Source organism: Mastigocoleus testarum BC008 (genome assembly GCF_001456025.1).
GTDB classification, from domain to species: Bacteria; Cyanobacteriota; Cyanobacteriia; order Cyanobacteriales; family Nostocaceae; genus Mastigocoleus; species Mastigocoleus testarum.
On sequence record NZ_LMTZ01000003.1, the window covers coordinates 24,860 to 42,867 of the forward strand.

12 protein-coding genes are annotated in these 18,008 nt (G+C 38.6%); 7 read left to right on the forward strand and 5 right to left on the reverse strand.

All coding sequences use genetic code 11. The features are described 5' to 3' along the window. Positions 1 to 227: 227 nt before the first annotated feature. Entirely contained in the window at positions 228 to 1,091 is an 864-nt protein-coding gene (locus BC008_RS01885; protein ID WP_027843999.1) for a cyanophycinase, read from the forward strand. A gap of 174 nt (positions 1,092 to 1,265) precedes the next feature. Then, on the forward strand, positions 1,266 to 3,965 hold the full coding sequence (cphA, locus tag BC008_RS01890) for a cyanophycin synthetase (RefSeq protein ID WP_027843998.1): 2,700 nt from the start codon (positions 1,266 to 1,268) through the stop codon (positions 3,963 to 3,965). 441 nt (positions 3,966 to 4,406) lie between these two features. Here the strand turns inward: cphA and BC008_RS01895 are convergent, their stop codons facing one another. Continuing rightward, complete coding sequence (locus tag BC008_RS01895) at positions 4,407 to 4,601, reverse strand: Sec-independent protein translocase subunit TatA/TatB (RefSeq protein WP_058182998.1); 195 nt, start codon at positions 4,599 to 4,601, stop codon at positions 4,407 to 4,409. 327 nt (positions 4,602 to 4,928) lie between these two features. Then, positions 4,929 to 6,536 carry a serine/threonine protein kinase gene (locus BC008_RS01900; protein ID WP_058182999.1) on the reverse strand — a complete coding sequence of 536 codons (1,608 nt, stop codon included), beginning with the start codon at positions 6,534 to 6,536 and terminating at the stop codon, positions 4,929 to 4,931. A gap of 784 nt (positions 6,537 to 7,320) precedes the next feature. Between BC008_RS01900 and BC008_RS01905 the strand changes: the two genes are divergently transcribed. The 3 genes from BC008_RS01905 to BC008_RS01915 all read left to right on the forward strand — a co-directional run bounded on the left by BC008_RS01905 (position 7,321) and on the right by BC008_RS01915 (position 10,768). Beyond that, the gene (locus BC008_RS01905; protein ID WP_027845525.1) at positions 7,321 to 8,541 is read left to right on the forward strand and encodes a hypothetical protein; all 1,221 of its coding nucleotides are present in this window, start codon (positions 7,321 to 7,323) and stop codon (positions 8,539 to 8,541) included. Positions 8,542 to 9,501: 960 nt separating this feature from the next. Next, on the forward strand, positions 9,502 to 9,843 hold the full coding sequence (locus BC008_RS01910) for a hypothetical protein (protein ID WP_153009508.1): 342 nt from the start codon (positions 9,502 to 9,504) through the stop codon (positions 9,841 to 9,843). A 55-nt stretch (positions 9,844 to 9,898) separates the two neighbouring features. Further along, positions 9,899 to 10,768 carry a hypothetical protein gene (locus BC008_RS01915; RefSeq protein ID WP_027845523.1) on the forward strand — a complete coding sequence of 290 codons (870 nt, stop codon included), beginning with the start codon at positions 9,899 to 9,901 and terminating at the stop codon, positions 10,766 to 10,768. A 39-nt stretch (positions 10,769 to 10,807) separates the two neighbouring features. On the opposite strand, the gene BC008_RS01920 is transcribed toward BC008_RS01915, so the two are convergent. From BC008_RS01920 to ahcY, 3 genes are all read right to left on the reverse strand, one after another. After that, on the reverse strand, positions 10,808 to 13,222 hold the full coding sequence (locus tag BC008_RS01920; protein ID WP_027845522.1) for a GH116 family glycosyl hydrolase: 2,415 nt from the start codon (positions 13,220 to 13,222) through the stop codon (positions 10,808 to 10,810). Between the two features lie 279 nt (positions 13,223 to 13,501). Further along, positions 13,502 to 14,095 (reverse strand): hypothetical protein, encoded by a 594-nt coding sequence (locus BC008_RS01925; protein WP_027845521.1) that lies wholly within the window; start codon positions 14,093 to 14,095, stop codon positions 13,502 to 13,504. Between the two features lie 685 nt (positions 14,096 to 14,780). Then, positions 14,781 to 16,061: an adenosylhomocysteinase gene (gene ahcY / locus BC008_RS01930; protein ID WP_027845520.1), complete on the reverse strand. Its 1,281-nt coding sequence runs from the start codon at positions 16,059 to 16,061 to the stop codon at positions 14,781 to 14,783. Positions 16,062 to 16,368: 307 nt separating this feature from the next. Here ahcY and BC008_RS01935 point away from each other — a divergent pair, with 307 nt between their 5' ends. Then, on the forward strand, positions 16,369 to 16,767 hold the full coding sequence (locus BC008_RS01935; protein ID WP_027845519.1) for a hypothetical protein: 399 nt from the start codon (positions 16,369 to 16,371) through the stop codon (positions 16,765 to 16,767). A gap of 410 nt (positions 16,768 to 17,177) precedes the next feature. Next, positions 17,178 to 17,948, forward strand: a complete 771-nt coding sequence (locus BC008_RS01940) for an NB-ARC domain-containing protein (RefSeq protein ID WP_027847089.1) — start codon at positions 17,178 to 17,180, stop codon at positions 17,946 to 17,948. The last annotated feature ends 60 nt before the right edge of the window (positions 17,949 to 18,008 follow it).

Here is an 18,008-nt window from a genome sequence, read left to right on the forward strand (position 1 = left end):
CCTTAGAAAAAAAGCGTATATAAATTTTTTCGCCCCAGGGGGTTTTTTTGCCAGTCTGGACAAACAGACGGGCGAAAATAGTGCCGTTATTCTCAAAATGGTAGGAGATATTCTAAGCTCCGCTTTATGCTGTGTGAGGCGGTATGCTCTCAAATGGGCGAGGCGCAAAAATTATCAGGCAATAATCGCTTGTTTATTGACTGGAGTTGTTGACAGGAGAAGCACAAATGCGGCAATTGAAAGCTAAATGGCTGGAAATGAGGACACCCCAAGCAACTAAGACCGCCATTATGGTTATCGGTGGTGCAGAAGATAAAGTTCATGGACGTGAAATTCTCCGAACTTTTTTTAATCGAACCGGAGCCAACGATGCATATATAACAATTATCCCTTCTGCATCCCGAGAACCCAGTATTATTGGCGAACGCTATGTCCGTATTTTTAAGGATATGGGCGTAGAAAAGGCTGATATTTTAGACATTCGAGAAAGAGACCATTGTGACTCGTCCTATATAAAAGAATCCCTAGAAGCCTGTAGCGGTGTATTCCTAACTGGAGGAGATCAACTCCGTTTGTGTGGAGTATTAGCTGATACTCGTGCCATGGATATAATCCGGCAAAGAGTCCGGGCAGGACAAATAACATTGGCTGGAACTAGTGCCGGTGCTGCAGTGATGGGGCACCACATGATTGCTGGTGGTGGTAGTGGCGAATCACCCAACCGCTCCTTAGTGGATATGGCAACAGGTTTAAGTTTGATCCCAGAAATAATTGTTGACCAGCACTTTCACAATCGAAATCGAATGGTACGATTAATGAGTGCCTTAGCATCCCATCCAGATAGAATTGGCATTGGGATTGATGAAGATACTTGTGCCATGTTTGAGAAAGATGGTTGGTTGCATGTTATGGGCAAGGGAAGCGTGACTATAGTGGATCCAACTGAGATGACTCACACCAATGAATCTCACGTTGGCGCTAGCGATCCCCTTAACCTTCATAATTTGCGCCTACACATTCTGAGCCACGGCGATCGCTTTCATCTGTACCAGCGTACCGTACTACCTTCTGTCTATCGAATTCCCAGCTGACGACAATCAGTACTGGGAGTTACACTGAATTGACCGCAATTTTTTACGTTGCAGGTAAAAAGAGTACCAGTAATACTATAAAAGAATAAAAAACTGTTTGCAGCGAACAGTTAAGCGGTCAATTTCAGTAGGAAACTAGAATATTGGTTCCGAATCTCCATCTACCCTATTCCCATGAGAATCCTCAAAATCCAGACTTTACGCGGCCCCAACTATTGGAGCATTCGACGCCACAAGCTCATCGTCATGCGCCTCGACTTAGAAAACATTGCTGAGACGCCCTCGAATGAAATACCCGGTTTTTATGAAGGATTAGTTGAGGCACTGCCCAGTCTGGAAGCCCACTATTGTTCTCCGGGCTGTCGTGGTGGTTTCCTGATGCGGGTACGAGAAGGCACGATGATGGGTCATGTGGTAGAACATGTAGCCTTGGAACTACAAGAACTGACTGGGATGCGTTGCGGTTTCGGTCGCACGCGTGAAACAGCAACACCTGGTGTTTATCAGGTAGTTTTTGAGTATCTGAATGAGGAAGCCGGTCGCTATGCAGGTAGGGCTGCAGTGCGGTTATGCCAAAGCATTATTGAGCGAGGACGCTATCCAAAAGCAGAATTAGAGCAAGATTTGCAAGACCTCAAAGACTACTGGCGAGATGCGGCATTAGGACCTTCTACAGAGGCTATTGTTAAGGAAGCTGAGAAAAGAGGTATCCCCTGGATGCAACTAGGGGCACGCTTTTTAATTCAGCTTGGTTACGGCGTCAATCAAAAACGGATGCAGGCAACTATGACGGATAATACCGGCATCCTTGGCGTAGAACTAGCCTGTGATAAAGAAGCTACCAAACGTATCTTATCCGGTGCTGGAGTTCCAGTTCCTCGAGGTACAGTTATTAACTTTTTGGACGATCTAGAAGACGCAATTGAATATGTTGGCGGTTATCCAATTGTAATTAAACCCCTTGATGGCAATCATGGGCGGGGAATTACGATTGATATTAGAAGCTGGGATGAAGCAGAAGCAGCTTACGATGCTGCTAAACAAATTTCCCGGTCTATCATTGTTGAACGTTACCATGTCGGCCAAGATCATCGCGTATTAGTTGTCGATGGTAAAGTGGTTGCTGTCGCCGAACGAGTACCGGCTCATGTCGTTGGTGATGGTAGATCAACTGTTGCCGAATTAATTGAGGAGATTAATAAAGATCCCCATCGTGGTGATGGACATGATAATTTATTAACCCGAATTGAGTTAGACCGCACCAGTTACCAGTTACTAGAAAAGCAAGGGTTGAGCATTAACAGCGTTCTCAATGAAGGGGAAGTATGTTATCTAAAAGCAACGGCTAATTTAAGTACTGGTGGTGTTGCCGTAGATCGTACAGATCAAATTCACCCAGAGAATGTTTGGCTAGCACAACGGATAGTCAAGATTATTGGGTTAGATATTGCCGGGATAGATATAGTAACTACGGATATTAGTCGCCCACTACGGGAAGTTGATGGTGTAGTTGTAGAGGTCAATGCCGCGCCCGGATTTAGAATGCACGTAGCTCCCAGTAAAGGGGTGTCGCGTAATGTAGCCGGTGCGGTTATGGATATGCTATTTCCATCCGACAAACCCAGTCGTATACCAGTTCTCAGCGTTACTGGTACTAATGGTAAAACTACAACGACTCGACTTTTAGCACATATTTTCAAACAAACCGGTAAAGTAATTGGTTACACGACTACCGACGGCACTTATATCGGTAATTTCATGGTCGAGCCAGGAGATAATACTGGTCCCCAAAGTGCGCAGTTAATTTTACAAGATCCTACGGTGGAAGTGGCAGTTCTAGAAACAGCAAGGGGTGGTATCCTGCGTTCGGGAATCGCTTTTGACTCTGCTAATGTTGGCGTCGTATTAAACGTCGCATCCGACCACTTAGGTATTGGTGATATTGATACTATTGACCAGTTAGCACATCTCAAGAGTGTAGTAGCCGAGGCGGTTTTCCCAGACGGTTATACTGTTCTCAATGCTGACGATCCCCGAGTGGCAGCAATGGCGCAGAGAACTAAAGCCAATATTGCTTACTTCACCATGAATCCTAATTCAGAACTAGTGCGGCAACACATCCAAAAAGGAGGAGTCGCAGCGGTTTATGAACGGGGTTGTCTATCAATTCTCAAAGGTGATTGGACCCATCGCATTGAGCGGGCGGAGAATATCCCCTTAACTATGGGCGGACGCGCACCATTTATGATTGCCAATGCTTTAGCTGCATCCTTGGCTGCATTTGTGCAAAATGTTTCTATCGAGCAAATCCGTTTGGGCTTAAATACTTTCCGTGCTTCAGTAAGTCAAACTCCAGGACGAATGAACTTGTTCGATCTAGGAAGACACCATGCTTTAGTGGATTATGCCCACAACCCCCATAGCTATCAAGCCGTAGGTGGCTTTGTTCGTAACTGGAGGGATGGAGAACGCATTGGTGTTGTTGGTGGACCTGGCGATCGCCGCGACGAAGATTTCATCATGTTAGGTAGACTAGCAGCAGAAATTTTCGACAAAATAATTATTAAAGAAGATGATGACACTAGAGGACGCAGACGAGGTTCGGCTGCCGATCTAATAGCCCAGGGGATCGAAGAAGTTAACCGAAATTGCAATTACCAAACAATTCTTGATGAAACTACAGCTGTGAATACAGCTTTAGATATGGCTACAGAAAAAAGTTTGGTTGTGATCCTACCTGAAAGTGTGAATCGTGCGATTGGATTGATTAAAGCCCGTGGAGTAGTCAAGGAAGAATCATACGAACCGAATACCGGAACAAATCAAGTTGATTCTAGAACGGGAAAAAACTATAAGGTAGTTAATTCGCGTTAAGTCGAAATTTTTAGGTCTAAAATTCTTAAGTTTAAAGTTCGCGATCCTTTAAAGTTCTTAAGCTTAAATCTTAAGTTGAAAATTCTTAGATCTAAGAAATATCAAAAATTCAATTTACTAATTTTCCATTGAGTAAAATACTGATTTTGAAGTAGCAATAATTTGTCTTAAGTACGAAATATTACAGGCAATTATTTGCTCTAAAAACGTTTTTTACCCCGATGAAAATTTTTGCTTTCAAATAAACCCGGTTTCTTTTTGAAGCCGGGTAATTATTATAGCAGCTTATATGACGCATATGGAAATGCTTATCATATCTTTATTTAATGGGAATTCGGGTTAGAGTCATTTATCTTCTTTATACCAATTCAATAAATCATTGCAACAGATTCTACGGTAGAGACGTTGCATGCAACGTCTCTACAAAATCTATCTGTCTCATTATTTTTCCAAATTGGTATTATCTGAATCATGTTTTTCTGAATCATTCTCATCGCTGGGATTTTTTAATTCTTCTTTGAATCCCCGCAGTGTCTTTCCTAAAGAACTTCCTAACTGTGGAAGTTTTTTTGGTCCAAAAATCAAAACAGCCACTAGAGCAATAATTCCAAGTTCTGGTAAACCCAGTCCAAACATAACTTTCTCCGTTCGCCTTTCTCAGTTAATCATAATGGGGATTGGGGATTGGCGATTGGCGATTAGGGATTGGCGTTAGCGGAAGCGTGGCGTTAGCCATAAGCACTGCGTGCCGCCTTGCGGCATATGGCGATTGGCGATTCGTTACTTATTACTTATTACTCACGCCTTATGTGAATTAGAAGCTGAAATAACGTAAATTCGTAGGAATAATCACAAACGTGATTTAAGCCGGTTCTTGAAACCCTTGATATTACAAGGCTGAATTTAATTCACATTAGCCGTTACTTATTACTCATTACTCATTACTCATTACTCCTTACTTCCTTAATTCTCGCTGTGTCGGTTGCGTAAATCCTGAATTGGTAAATCGAACCACTCACTTAGCTCAGAAGCTAACCACTCAATTTCTGGGTCAGATTGTACTGTTCCGGCATCACCACCAATCTGATATTTATGAACTCCCGCCCAAATGATTAAAGATGAGGGAACTTTAATTGGATATCCGGTATTACCTTTATTGGCTAAATGTCCGGGGATATAGACGATTTTATTTACATTTTTAGTTAGTGCTGGTGGAGTGACATTAAATTTAAGTCCTAAAATTTCTTTTTGTAACCAAATCTTCTGTTGATTTATATATAACCGGACGCGCCCACATAAAGGAGAAAGAAATTGAGACGCGATCGCAGCACCAACACCCCAAAAAGGAACGGAAAATAAAGCCATCAATGGTAGAGGACTATGTAAAGCAGCAATAGTCCAAAAGAAAAGAAATGAGTTCCAAGCGGTTGCAAATAAACCAACTAACATTAGCGATCCATTAAAACCAGTTGGCGGAATAACAACTTCAAGACTATTTTTATTTTTTTTGAGTTTAATTTTACTACTTGATGGTTGGGTAATATTCCATTTGGAAATCTTTGTATTGCGATTCTTGTTTTGATTTGTGAGAGCAGAGTTTGAGCGGGAACGACCCCGTAATTTATGAAGATATTTTGGAACCCAGTTCTTTCCATCCCATTTCCAATTCTTTGAGGATAAATCAGCAATTTGAGGTGGATTAAATTCCGATTTATCCGATCCAAATCGTGGGGACATTATTGACTTTTCCAAAGCCTTTAATGCTTGATGTGCAAAAGCTAAACGTTCTTCTAAAGTTGGTTCTATTAGCCAATTTAACCACTCAACAAATCCAGAACTCAAGGTAGTTAAATGGTCGAACTGAATTCGGAAATTCTTCTGGGGTAAATCTGCTGGATGATAACCTGTGATGAGATAAATTAAAGTTGCACCCAAACTATAAAGGTCAGAAGCCGGAACAGTGCGATCGCCAAATTGTTCTGGGGGCATATAACCGTAGGTTCCCACCACTGTCCTAGTTGCACCTTCACTTGCAACAGCTGTTTGTACAGAACCAAAATCTACTAAATATACTTCTCCAACATTATTGCCCGAGCGATCGCTCAATAAAATATTGCTGGGCTTGAGATCACGATGAATGACAGGTGGATTTTGTTTTTGGAGATAAATAAGAATTTCTAAAAGTTTTTTGGCTATTGCTTTGATTTCTAATTCTGTAAAAGCACGTCCGGCTTTGAGGATTTGCTCTAAATTTTTTGCTGGGATATAGGTTTGAACTAAAGCAAATCCTTTGATTTTTGACGAATTTACTTCAAAATAATCTAGATAATCAGGAATTGCTGGATGTTGAAGTCTCTTTAAGATTTCTGCTTCTCGCTCAAAAAGTTTCAAATCATCCCATTCAAAGTCACTGTATAAAGAAAGCAATTTTATGACAACTAATTCTTGGGAGTTTAAATCTCTCGCTAGTAGAGTTCGTCTTCCAGACTTTTTACTTAACTGCTGCTGAATTGCGTAGCGTAAACCAGCAGAGTCGTTTCCCCAAAAATCGCTGTACTCTAAACTAGCCATGTCAAATTGGTTTAAGCAAGTGATATTGCTAATTTAACGTACCCAAGAGTAGAAATACTGGACGAAATAAAATTTACTTCCACTTCGTTAACAAATCTTATATTTTTGGGATTATTGTCACAGCGAAGGAAGAGGGAAGAGGGAAGAAGGAAGAAGGTTTTATGTTGCCGAAGTTGCTTGTACTCCTCCCAAACCTTCTGGGTCCTGGAAGGACGGGGCTTGCATCCTTTCGGGGTCGGTTAGCGTAGCGTTGCGTCAGCAATGCTTGATGGAAGATTTTTTTGGAAAACGCGCTTATTGACATCTTCCCTCTTCCGTCTTCCTTCTTCCTTCCGACGAAGTCGGTCAAAATTAAATTAGCCAGTCATTGGTAATGAGTAATTGGCAACGGACTACTCTGAATAAATCCTGGCAATAGAAAAAAGGGAAAGGGGAGCAGAAAAGTATATTAGTCACTAAGTGCTGTAGTAGCAAATTACTACTTATTGGTATTAACCCTATTTATTTTAGATATAAATTAACTCTAATAATGCTAAAAACGTGATTTTAGATTATTACGGATAATAATCTGTTTTGATATTAATATCTCTTGATATACAGCTAAAAGCAGTGTAAAACAAATAATCTCAAATAAATATATAACTACAAAAATCTAACTATCAATATTATTTTCAATAACTGTAAATGAGAATACGTTTGAAAAAATAATCTTTCTGATAAAAGATAAGTAAACAATGAGACTTTAATTTTTATTTACTTAAGATATTTAGGAGTAACGCGAATCATGAAATATGTTGATATAAATTTGTTGGAAGTTATTTGGCAAGTGTTAGCTAGAAGTATCGGTTACGAGGATATGATTAACACTTGCCAAAATCTTATTACAGATACGAGAACAGATAGTAGGTTCAGCCAAAATTTAATTTTTTTATTTAATAAGTCTTTCTGTGAAGCACAAGCAAAAATTGCATCTAAATGTCGAGAAGAACTTATCAAACAATCTATTATGACTCTATATCGTGGAGTGATAAGCTACCAACCACCACAAAATGATTATGAAATAAAAAATATAGAAACTAAAATACAATTTTTGAATATTGAGTTAAAAGATATTGAAAAAATTAGACAAAATGGTAGACAGAAGTTTGCTCATAACATTATTGAAGAATTGTTGACACAATTATTTAAATTAAACGATAGGTCTTCTCTGAAGACTCAAGAGTATATAGATAAGTTAATAGAAGAAGCAGAAAAAGACTGTGATGCTAAATTTTACAAAAATACCCTTCGAGATAAAGAATTTGGTTTGCGTAAAGAGTTATACGATATTTTTTTCACAGAGATAGAAGAGAATCAAGAACTTAACAATATCTTCGGTAAAGATTTACTTCCCCTTAGGGACATGACAACCATTAGAATTAATAATTTGCCTACACGTCATGTCATAAAGAAACTAGATGGAAAACTTTTTAGTGCCCCAGTAAAACCAATCCCAGTCAGACCTGGTACCTCTTGGAGAAAATTAAGGTATGGGAAAAAAACTGTGAATAATATTCAAGATAATGTGAATTTTACCGAAGTACAGAGAGAATTAAAATCAAATGTGCCCTCGGAAGTGTTAGAGAAATCTTTACAAGATGCTTGCAATCTTGAATCTGATTTATGGCGCGCGAAGAAAATTGGGGAATTGGCACCAAAATTACCTCCAAAACTATTAAAGCAGGCTTTGGAAACTGTCCTTGATATGAAATCTGAATTATGGCGTGCTAATGCTTTAGGAGATTTAGCACCATACCTCTCAACAAAATTATTAGAGCAAGCTTTTGATACTATCAGTAATATTAAGTCTGAATTATGGCGTGTAAAAGCACTAAGCAAATTAGCGCCACATCTAACACCAAAATTGTTAGAACAAGCTTTGGAATTAGCCAACGGAATTAAATCTGAATATAATCGCACAAGAGCATTGGAAGAATTGACACCATATCTTCCTCCAAATGAATAGCTCAAAGTAATGACTGGAAAAACGTAATTTATAATAGCATTGCGTACCACCTTGCAGTATTATAGCTACATAGTGTGCAATAAAGTACTGCTCGTTTGGCTTTAACTGTAGCTAATATGAGGTGTAAAAGTCTTTTGTCACGAAAAATTATTGTCAGCCTGGATTCGTTTACCCATATTAATAGAATCTGCAACGTCTGCGAAGCCTAATAGAAAGTGGCGTAGGCATAATAACCTCTTGCGGATACCGTATTTGTGTAAGGTAAATCCTTTGGGGACAAAGCAATCATATGTCCCCAAAGTCATATAGCTAACATAAAACTCAGTAAAAGCTCTGAATAAACACGAGGAACGGGGAACGGGGAAAAATAAAAATGTGTTTATTTCATTCGTAAGAGTTATCTTTTGGCTGCATACTTGCTATTTAATATTGCACATTATTTATTACTTTTTACTTTCTCCTTCTTATGGAGTGTTGATAGCTTATTTTCTTTTCCATTGTCTTTTCCCAATAGTTAAGGCTTAGATTGGGACAAGAGCAAAGGGCTTTTGTTGATAATGGTGTAAGTTATCAATAAAAAGTAAATTTTTGATTTTTATTTGTTTTAGGCTCTTATATTACTCTCGCAAGATAATAATATTGGAGACAATCTTGTCCGCAGCTAGAGGTTAAGTTCCACATACAGCATTAATACGTCAGCGTACATTACGTGTAAATGCCGGTTTGGTTTTTCCTTGCCTTTATGGAAATAGCTGTAAACAAAATATTGTTAAGTATTTAGGCTCTACAGCCTGAATACGCAGATAGAGCCTGCAGTTTCAGCATACGGAACGTGACTTATCCCGGAACGGCTGGAAAATTTATTTTTGCATAAAGCCTTTCAATGTAAGGATTTCACAAAAATATATATATTCTGACGATATTGATGAGCGTTAAGGTGTGTTATTGGTGGCTATTGGGATGAAATATACTGATATAAAGTTTTTGGGAGCGATCTGGCAAGTTTTAGCTGAACATACAGGTTATGAACTGATGAAAAAAGTTTGCCAAGATGTTGTTAAATATAATATCGAAACAAATCACAATATCGGCCAAGACTTAGTCTTCATACTTTACGATTCTTTTTATAAAGCACAGAATATAATCTTATCCAAATGTAGAGAAGAACTAATCGAACAGTCCACTATAATTTCATATCGTGGGATACCAACTTATAAGCCACAGGAAAATGATTATGATATTAGAAAACTAGAAAATAAAATACAATCTTTAGCTCTTCAATTAAAAAAAAAATCATATTAACCAAGCAAACTATCGACAAACGATAAATCGAGATAGTGATCTTGGAATAATATTGATGCGATTATCTGACTCAGATAATCAGTTATCGAAAGAAAATGAAGGACATTTAGATAAGCTAATTCAAGAAGCAGAACAGGATTGTGACGTCAAGTCTTATAGAAGTAAACTGAGAGATAAAGAAAATGGTTTAGGTCAAATATTACAAGAGGTTTTTTTAACAGAAATAGAAGACAATGATGAGCTTAATAATATATTTGATGCTCATCTATTTGCCTCAAAATTTAATACTGATTTATTAACCTTCAAGGATGTAAACTATCTCAGAACAGATTATTCAAAACATCATATTTTAGAAAAACCAGAGGAACAAAAATTAGCAACTATCGAGCAATTCTCAGCCAATTCAAGTATTTATCAAGAAAAATTAGGAAATCAGGCAAAAGTAACTGATGATGGTGATTTTCAGGATAAGAAAAACCTCATCAAAGTAGTGAAAGATTTACTACCTAAGCTTTCCCCCGAACAGTTCGAAAAGGCTTTGGATATTCCTTGCGATCGTGAGTCTGACATGCGACGTGCCAAGAAATTGGAGGAATTAGCACCAGATCTACCCCCAGAAGTATTAGAGCGAGCTTTAGAAATTACCTGTAATATTGAATCTGAATTATGGCGTGCAAAAGCACTAGGAGAGTTAGCACCACGTCTCTCCAGAAAATTATTAGAGCGAGCTTTTTATACAGCCTGTGATATTAAATCAGAATTATCCCGTGTGAAAGCATTGAGTAAGTTAGCACCATATCTAACGCCAAAACTGTTAGAAGAAGCTTTGGAAGTTACTCGTGGAATTAAGTCAAAATACAATCGTACAAGGGCATTGGAAGAGTTGACGCCGTATTTTTCTGCGAAACAACCCAATGGTGGGTAATTGGCAATTGAATTGGTAATCAGCTTGCTTTGTTTGGTGCTATTCGAGAACTAAATAAATTGCCCAAATTGCCATAGCCCGGAGATAAGTACAAGCACGAAAAGTTCCAACAGCAGTAATTGCTTCTGGGGTACGGAATTGTAAACCATTTTCGTAAATTTGCTTGACTACGGCTTCTGCCATTTTAAATGCTTCGTCTTTCATTCCCATTTGTACCAGAAAAGCTGCTAACCCAAAATTAATTCCTGTCCAAACTTCCAATGGATGGGTTGCATCAGGGTTTTCTGGAGAACCGTCAGGTCGTAAACCGTTAGCTGCACCAAACTCACCATTATGAAATTTCAGAAAACAAGCTTGATAAACAGTTTTAAGAGCAGATTTAGCACGGTTAGTTGGTACGATATCAGGTAAACCTAGCAGTTTCGCGTAAAATTGTCCGCATAGCTGATCCGCCATTACTACATCGGAACCACTTTCGCTATCAAGTCGGTAATATTTACCATTCCAGAGTTTTTCTTGATATACAGGGACTGACTTTGCTAACCAGGTTTCGTAGGTTTTTATATTTTCTTCTAAAGAGGCGATGTTTGGCTTTTCTACCGGGTTTTCAATTAAAATTTTGCTGATCGCGATCGCGGCTTCTAAAGCAGCTAACCACAAACCACCACAGTAAGCGCTTACACCCCTCAACCGCCAATCATCAAAGGTTTGATCGGGTGCGCCAGAGTTTTCGGGAATTCCATCACCATCTAAATCGAAACTCTTTAAATAATTTAGAGTTTGAACAATTGCATCCCAACATTCTGCTAAAAACTCTACATCATCAGCACCAGTGAGCAAAAAATCTCGGTAAACCTGTAATACAAAATCACTACCTAAATCTTTCCACAGATTGCAATCTTGATAACTCGTATAATTTGTTTTTTCCCAAACATGTTCGTTTGGCGCACCTAAATCATGGGGTGTAGCCCCTGCAATTTTCCGAGCAGCCATCGGACTTTCTGCTCCAATGGTGTGATAGTAACCAATCACACGGGTTTTTTCATCGCTAGCAGGAATTGCTCTCGCAAAAGCACGAATAACTGATTTTTCCAGTTCGGGAAATAGCATTAATAGTCCAAAAGAACCATATAAACGCACATCCAAGCTTTCATACCAGCGGTAATCTAAACATTCCAAAACAGCAAACTGACCAAAGGGGTCGTGCTGTGTCGCTGCGCTCCACAATGTACCACCACTAGTAAGGTCATAAAGTTCGTTAAATAATGCCATTTTGAACCAACTTGGCAAATTTTCATCCTCTAGGATCGGTTTTTGCCAAACTTCAATTTGCGATCGCCAATTTTGATATGCTTCTAAAGCAGTATGGGCAATTTTCCAAGCATTATTAGCGTTGCGATCAAAGAAATCAGTATATCTACGATAGTAGCGAACCCCAGCAGCAAACTCAGTAATAGGCAAATCCCAACTTAAAGCAAAGGGAATTTCTAATGTTTCCCCTGGTTGCAAAGTAAATCTTACTGTTAATGCAGTTCCTACCCGTTCCCCTTCCATTGCTAGGGTTTCATCTTCATAATTAGGTAAAAAACCATCTTTTGCAAAACTTTGCCAAACATCTTCACCGGTCCCAACTGGATTAGTACGAGCATGATAAAAAATTTCCACCTGGGGATGTTTGCAAGTCGCAATACACCACTGTCCTTCACCTTCATCGATAGGTTCAGTCATACCCAAACGACCTAAAAGAATCCCAACCGAATCAGTATTTTCAATTAATTGATTGAAATTATATTGGCTATCATCTAATTTGGGCTGATATTCATATACTGGGCTACCATCATCCCGCATTTTGACTTCTGGCGACTTCAAAGCATTGGTAAACCAACCCACCATATTTTCCCAAGTGAGCATAATGCTTAGAGTCAAAGGTTGATCGGTTGGATTCTTTGCAGTCCAAAGAAATATTGCTACCGGATAACTACTTTCCTGATAATTATTAGCCCAAACAGGAGAAAATTGTTCGCAAGTTAAGGTACTTTGAAATACATTTTCGTAAACAAACCAGCTGCGGGGATATAGAGCATAATAGGTTCCTGTGGTAATTCTATCTGTAGATTTTGGATACCATTGCCAAGATTTTAAACTTTTATCTTCCGGTGCTTCTGCAGACAAAGCATAAGCCTGTGAAGATGAACCATCTGACTCAAAAACACTGAACTGACAAGCAGGAATATTTTTGAAGAGATGCTCCCCACCATCAATGTGCCATAAATTAAAATCTCCCCGTGAAGAACGACCAATACAGCCAGCACCAAATCCACCCAAAGGCATTCCATGCCAGGGACCATCATCAATATTACTAGCATAACGGACAGTATAGGGATTATCCCAACCTAAACCAATGGGACGACTCCAAGCACAAGAAGGAATTACCGAGGGGAGCTGATGTGTCATCGCGTCAATTTTACAGCATTCACTTACGACAATGAAGCCTAACCCGATGTGCAATTTTTCTCAAGTCTATATAGCGCTATGTGCAAGTAAAAAGTAAAAAGTAAAAAGTCAAACTATGTTCTGCGGAAACGCTTTGCTAACAAAACAAACCACCCCTATGGGGAGCGAAAGTTTACTGCTCACTGGTCTCAGCATTCATTAAGGTTCTACCTAATTATGTAGTGCGATACATTGAACAATAATTTATTTTCTCCAATCAATATCTACTTTACCAGTTAGCTATAAGTCGTTTGGAGAGATTTCTTTTGCAGCGAAACGTGACATATTCAGTCGTAAATCTTCGTAGCTCATATTGACTATTTCTAAGTTGTTATTGCTACTTATTTCATCATCTAAGTTAAATTCCATCTCATTGATTACATCTAAAACCTCTGCGAGGAACAAATCTTGTTCTTGGATTGATTCTTTGTGAGAAGCTAGTTGAATTTTTTCTATTGCTAAGTCCATAAGATGAGCCAAATCATACATCTTAGAATTTAGTAGTGATTCTTTAACTTTTTGAAAAGAGACAGCAATCATTTCTAATGCATGTTTTCTTTCTATTTCTGTAAAAGCTATGGCTGTGACCAATAAACCTTGAAAAACATCTTTTAAAGAAAACGATGATTTATCTGGAACTCCTGCATCTCTACCTTGCTCGGTAATGCCTCTATTAGTTGAATCGTTTTCTTGTAAAAATACTGCTAATTGAGTCATTATAAAATTAGGTATTACTGCTTTTGATAAATTATTACTTTCTGAAAAGTTAGGGTTTATACCTAGTAGCTTATTTGCTTTTATAAAATACAAATCTTGATTGTTGGAATACGTCATCAATTAATCTGACTATTGTTATGAAGTAATTGATAAGTATTACACAAAAATCTGGTTAATAAAATGCCATATCCACGCAAAACCTTAAAAATTACCAGGAATTTACATATATACGAAAGAAAAATAATCTTTTCCAAAAAAACTGTAAATGTAGTAATTAGAAATTGACATTTTGCCAATTTATTGAAATGATATAAAGCCTTTCTCTAAGAGAATATTTGGAAAGGTATATTTATTATTTATTTACCTAAGATATCTTGGATCCCCCTAAATCCCCCGCTGAGTTGGGGGACTTTTGCCCCCTTTTTAAGGGAGTTGGGGGATATCAATCATAATTTTTGGTAATAAACGATACTTTACAAGTATTCTCTAAATATTAAGAAGCGGAAGTTTAGAGAATCAAATTTTTGTTATTCTGTACGATAGAAAAATTATTGGGGAATAATGATTCCTGATAGAATATTTTGCAATTGCTGTTGCAGAATTATGCGCAATACTTACAGTACGCTTACGCCAGGTCGCGCCCCGCTTTGTTAACAGGAGACAGGAGTCAGGAGACAGAAGTAGAATACTTCATAAAAAAAGGTAGGTAATTTACCTACCCTACTAAAGTATTCGCTTATAGTACGAAATGATTGAAATTAATCAATCCGAATTTAATTATTAAATCCAACTGGAGCAATCCTTAGGTACCAGAAGTCCAGGAATTGATGTACTCAACTTGTTCGGCTGTTAGAGTATCAATCTGAATACCCATTGCTTGCAACTTCAAGCGAGCAATATCTTTGTCTACTTCTGCAGGAATAGAATATAAACCGGGTTCTAACTTACCTGTATTTTTCACTAAGTATTCGCAACCCAAAGCTTGGTTTGCAAAGCTCATATCCATTACTGCGCTGGGGTGACCTTCTGCAGCAGCCAAGTTAATTAAACGTCCTTCCCCTAGAACTACCACTGATTTACCACTGGGTAATTTATATTGTTGGGTAAAGGGACGAACATCTTTAACTTCAGATGCTTTTGCACCCAAAGATTTGAGGTCAATTTCAATATCAAAGTGACCGGAGTTACACACAATTGCACCGTCTTTCATCACTTCGAAGTGCTCGGGGCGAATTACATGCTTGTTACCTGTTACCGTAATAAACAAGTCAGCTAAAGGTGCAGCTTCAGCCATTGGCATGACGCGGAAGCCATCCATTACTGCTTCAATTGCTTTGATGGGGTCAATTTCGGTGACAATTACATTTGCACCAAGTCCGCGAGCGCGCATCGCAGTACCTTTACCACACCAGCCATAACCAGCAACAACTGTGGTTTTACCAGCTAATAAAACATTAGTAGCGCGGATGATACCATCAAGGGTAGATTGTCCGGTACCGTAACGGTTATCAAAGAAATGCTTGGTATCGGCATCGTTAACATTCATTGCAGGGAAGCTGAGAACGCCGTCATTCAGCATAGCCCGCAAGCGAACGATTCCAGTTGTGGTTTCTTCTGTAGTACCGATGATGTCAGAAAGTTGTTCTTTCCGTTCCTTAACCAAGGTAGCAACTACGTCAGAACCATCATCAATAATAATATTTGGACGATGATCTAAAGCGATTTGAACGTGGCGGTTGTAAGTTTCGCTATCTTCGCCTTTAATTGCAAAAACAGGAATTCCGTAATCAGCAACCAAACAAGCAGCTACGTCATCTTGAGTAGATAGGGGGTTGCTAGCAATCAAAATTGAGTCTGCACCACCAGCTTTCAAGGCGATCGCCAAGTGAGCGGTTTCAGTGGTGACGTGACAGCAAGCTACGATGCGAATTCCTTCAAAAGGTTTTTCCTTAGCAAAGCGATCGCGAATTTGTTTGAGAACTGGCATTTCGCGTCCAGCCCATTCGATCCGCTGATTTCCCAAAGGAGCTAGGGCGAGGTCTTTAACCTCGTGCTTTAATTGGGGAGCTGCAGTTGCAGTCATTTAAAAATTTCCTCTGTATACAAAAGGTATAGGTACAAAAATTAAAAATCATTTTTGCATCCCTCCATAGATTATGGCACGACTCGCGATATGAAAAGAGGTAATTTGGGGATTGGGGATTGGCGACTGGGAATTGGCGACTGGGGATTTGGGATTGGTATATTTCAAAAAAACTAATTCAAAAATAATATTCCGTCATTGCGACGTAAGGAAGCAATCTCATCCCATCGAAATTATTACAATAAAAAAGAACTTATATAAACAAATAATATATAAACAAATAATATTATCGCGAGTAATTTAATTGATGGAACCTTTAAGTACTGCAGCGATCGCCATTGGTTCAGTAGTTGCTACCAAAGCTTTAGAAAAAACCGGTGAAAAGGTTGGAGAAGCTTTGTGGGATAAAGCCAGTAAATTTCGGGTAACGTTAAAAAAACATTCTCCCCATACCATTACTGCGATCGAGAAAATTCCAGATGAAAAACTCGACTATGGTAAAGCTGTATTAGAAGTTGAATCTGCAGCGAAAGTGAATCCTGAAGTTGCTCGAGCCATGCAGGAATTAGCAGCAGCAGCAAAAACTGAACCCAATCCTAAATTTAATCAAATTCTTGCTATGCCCAATCTAGAAAAATTAGCAGAAAAAATTGGTCAGGTGGTTATGCCTGGTGGGACAGGAAATATCGAAAATATGTCCTTTTGAACCCATAACTTACAATAATCGATATTTTGTCCAAATTCCCACCTTGAAATAAATGATGCTGTTGGTCAATTCTCACAGGGTTAAACCCCTCGCCCTCAAAACCTGAATATTGCGTTGTTTTTATGTCCTGTAATAAATTGTGGGCTAAAATCCTAAGTCAGTTCCAAGGAACTGAAATCCAGAAAATTAATACAATTTAGAACTGATGGGTCAGACCCCTTTTTAATTCGCCAACAACATCATAAATTTCAAGGCTCATAATCTAAGTACGTTAAAACGTACTCAAACCCTTGTTCAATCTGATTTATCAGACTTTTTCTATGAGGCTGGGAATTTATTCCAAGGCATTAAATGTGGCTAGTTGAGAATAGAATTTGTCAGTTTAAACCTGCTAATAAGTAACTTTAAAAATGTCTGAAGAACTGGGAAAGTTTGCCGAGAAAATAGGTGTTTACATTGCTCCTGGAGGACAAGCTTCGATTGGGACTCAGATTATTCAAGGTCAAAAACAATTACGTCCCACAAAACGTATCCCTCGTGGTTCAGTCCATTTTGTGGGGCGAGAACGGGAACTTACCCTGTTACATGGAGATTTGCAACGCGGGGATTATGTAGCCTTAGCAGGGATGGGAGGGGTGGGAAAAACTGAATTAGCCACCCAATATGGGCGAAGATATGAAAATGAATATGGGGGAATAGTTTGGTTAAATGCCAGAGAAACGAATCTTTCTGGAGAAGTTTTAAAGTTTTTTAGTTTAGATTTAGGTTTAGAAATTCCCACAAAAGACCAGCAAGAAAAATTATTAACCCTTAAGCAACAGGTTGCTTGGTGTTGGTCTCAATATCCTGATTCTGATTTACCGATTCTAATTATTTTTGATGATGTCGCAGACCTAGCTCATTTACGTGAAGCTATTCCTGATGAACCTCGTTTTCGAGTTTTAATTACTACTAGGATACGAAATTTAGACCCCAATTTTATCCAAACAATTTCCTTAGATGTTCTCTCACCACAAAAAGAACCAGGAAAAGCATTAGAACTTTTGCAAGATTTATTAGGTAAGGAAGATATTCGGGTAAAAAGAGAAGCAGAAAATGCAGAGCTAATTTGCGAACTCTTGGAATATTTGCCCTTAGGGATAGAGTTGGTGGGGAGTTATAGCAATCGCCAGCTTAGTTAGGACGTAAGGTAAGATAGATCGAGAAGTGATTAGTCTGGACAATTCCAATGGCAAGGTCTT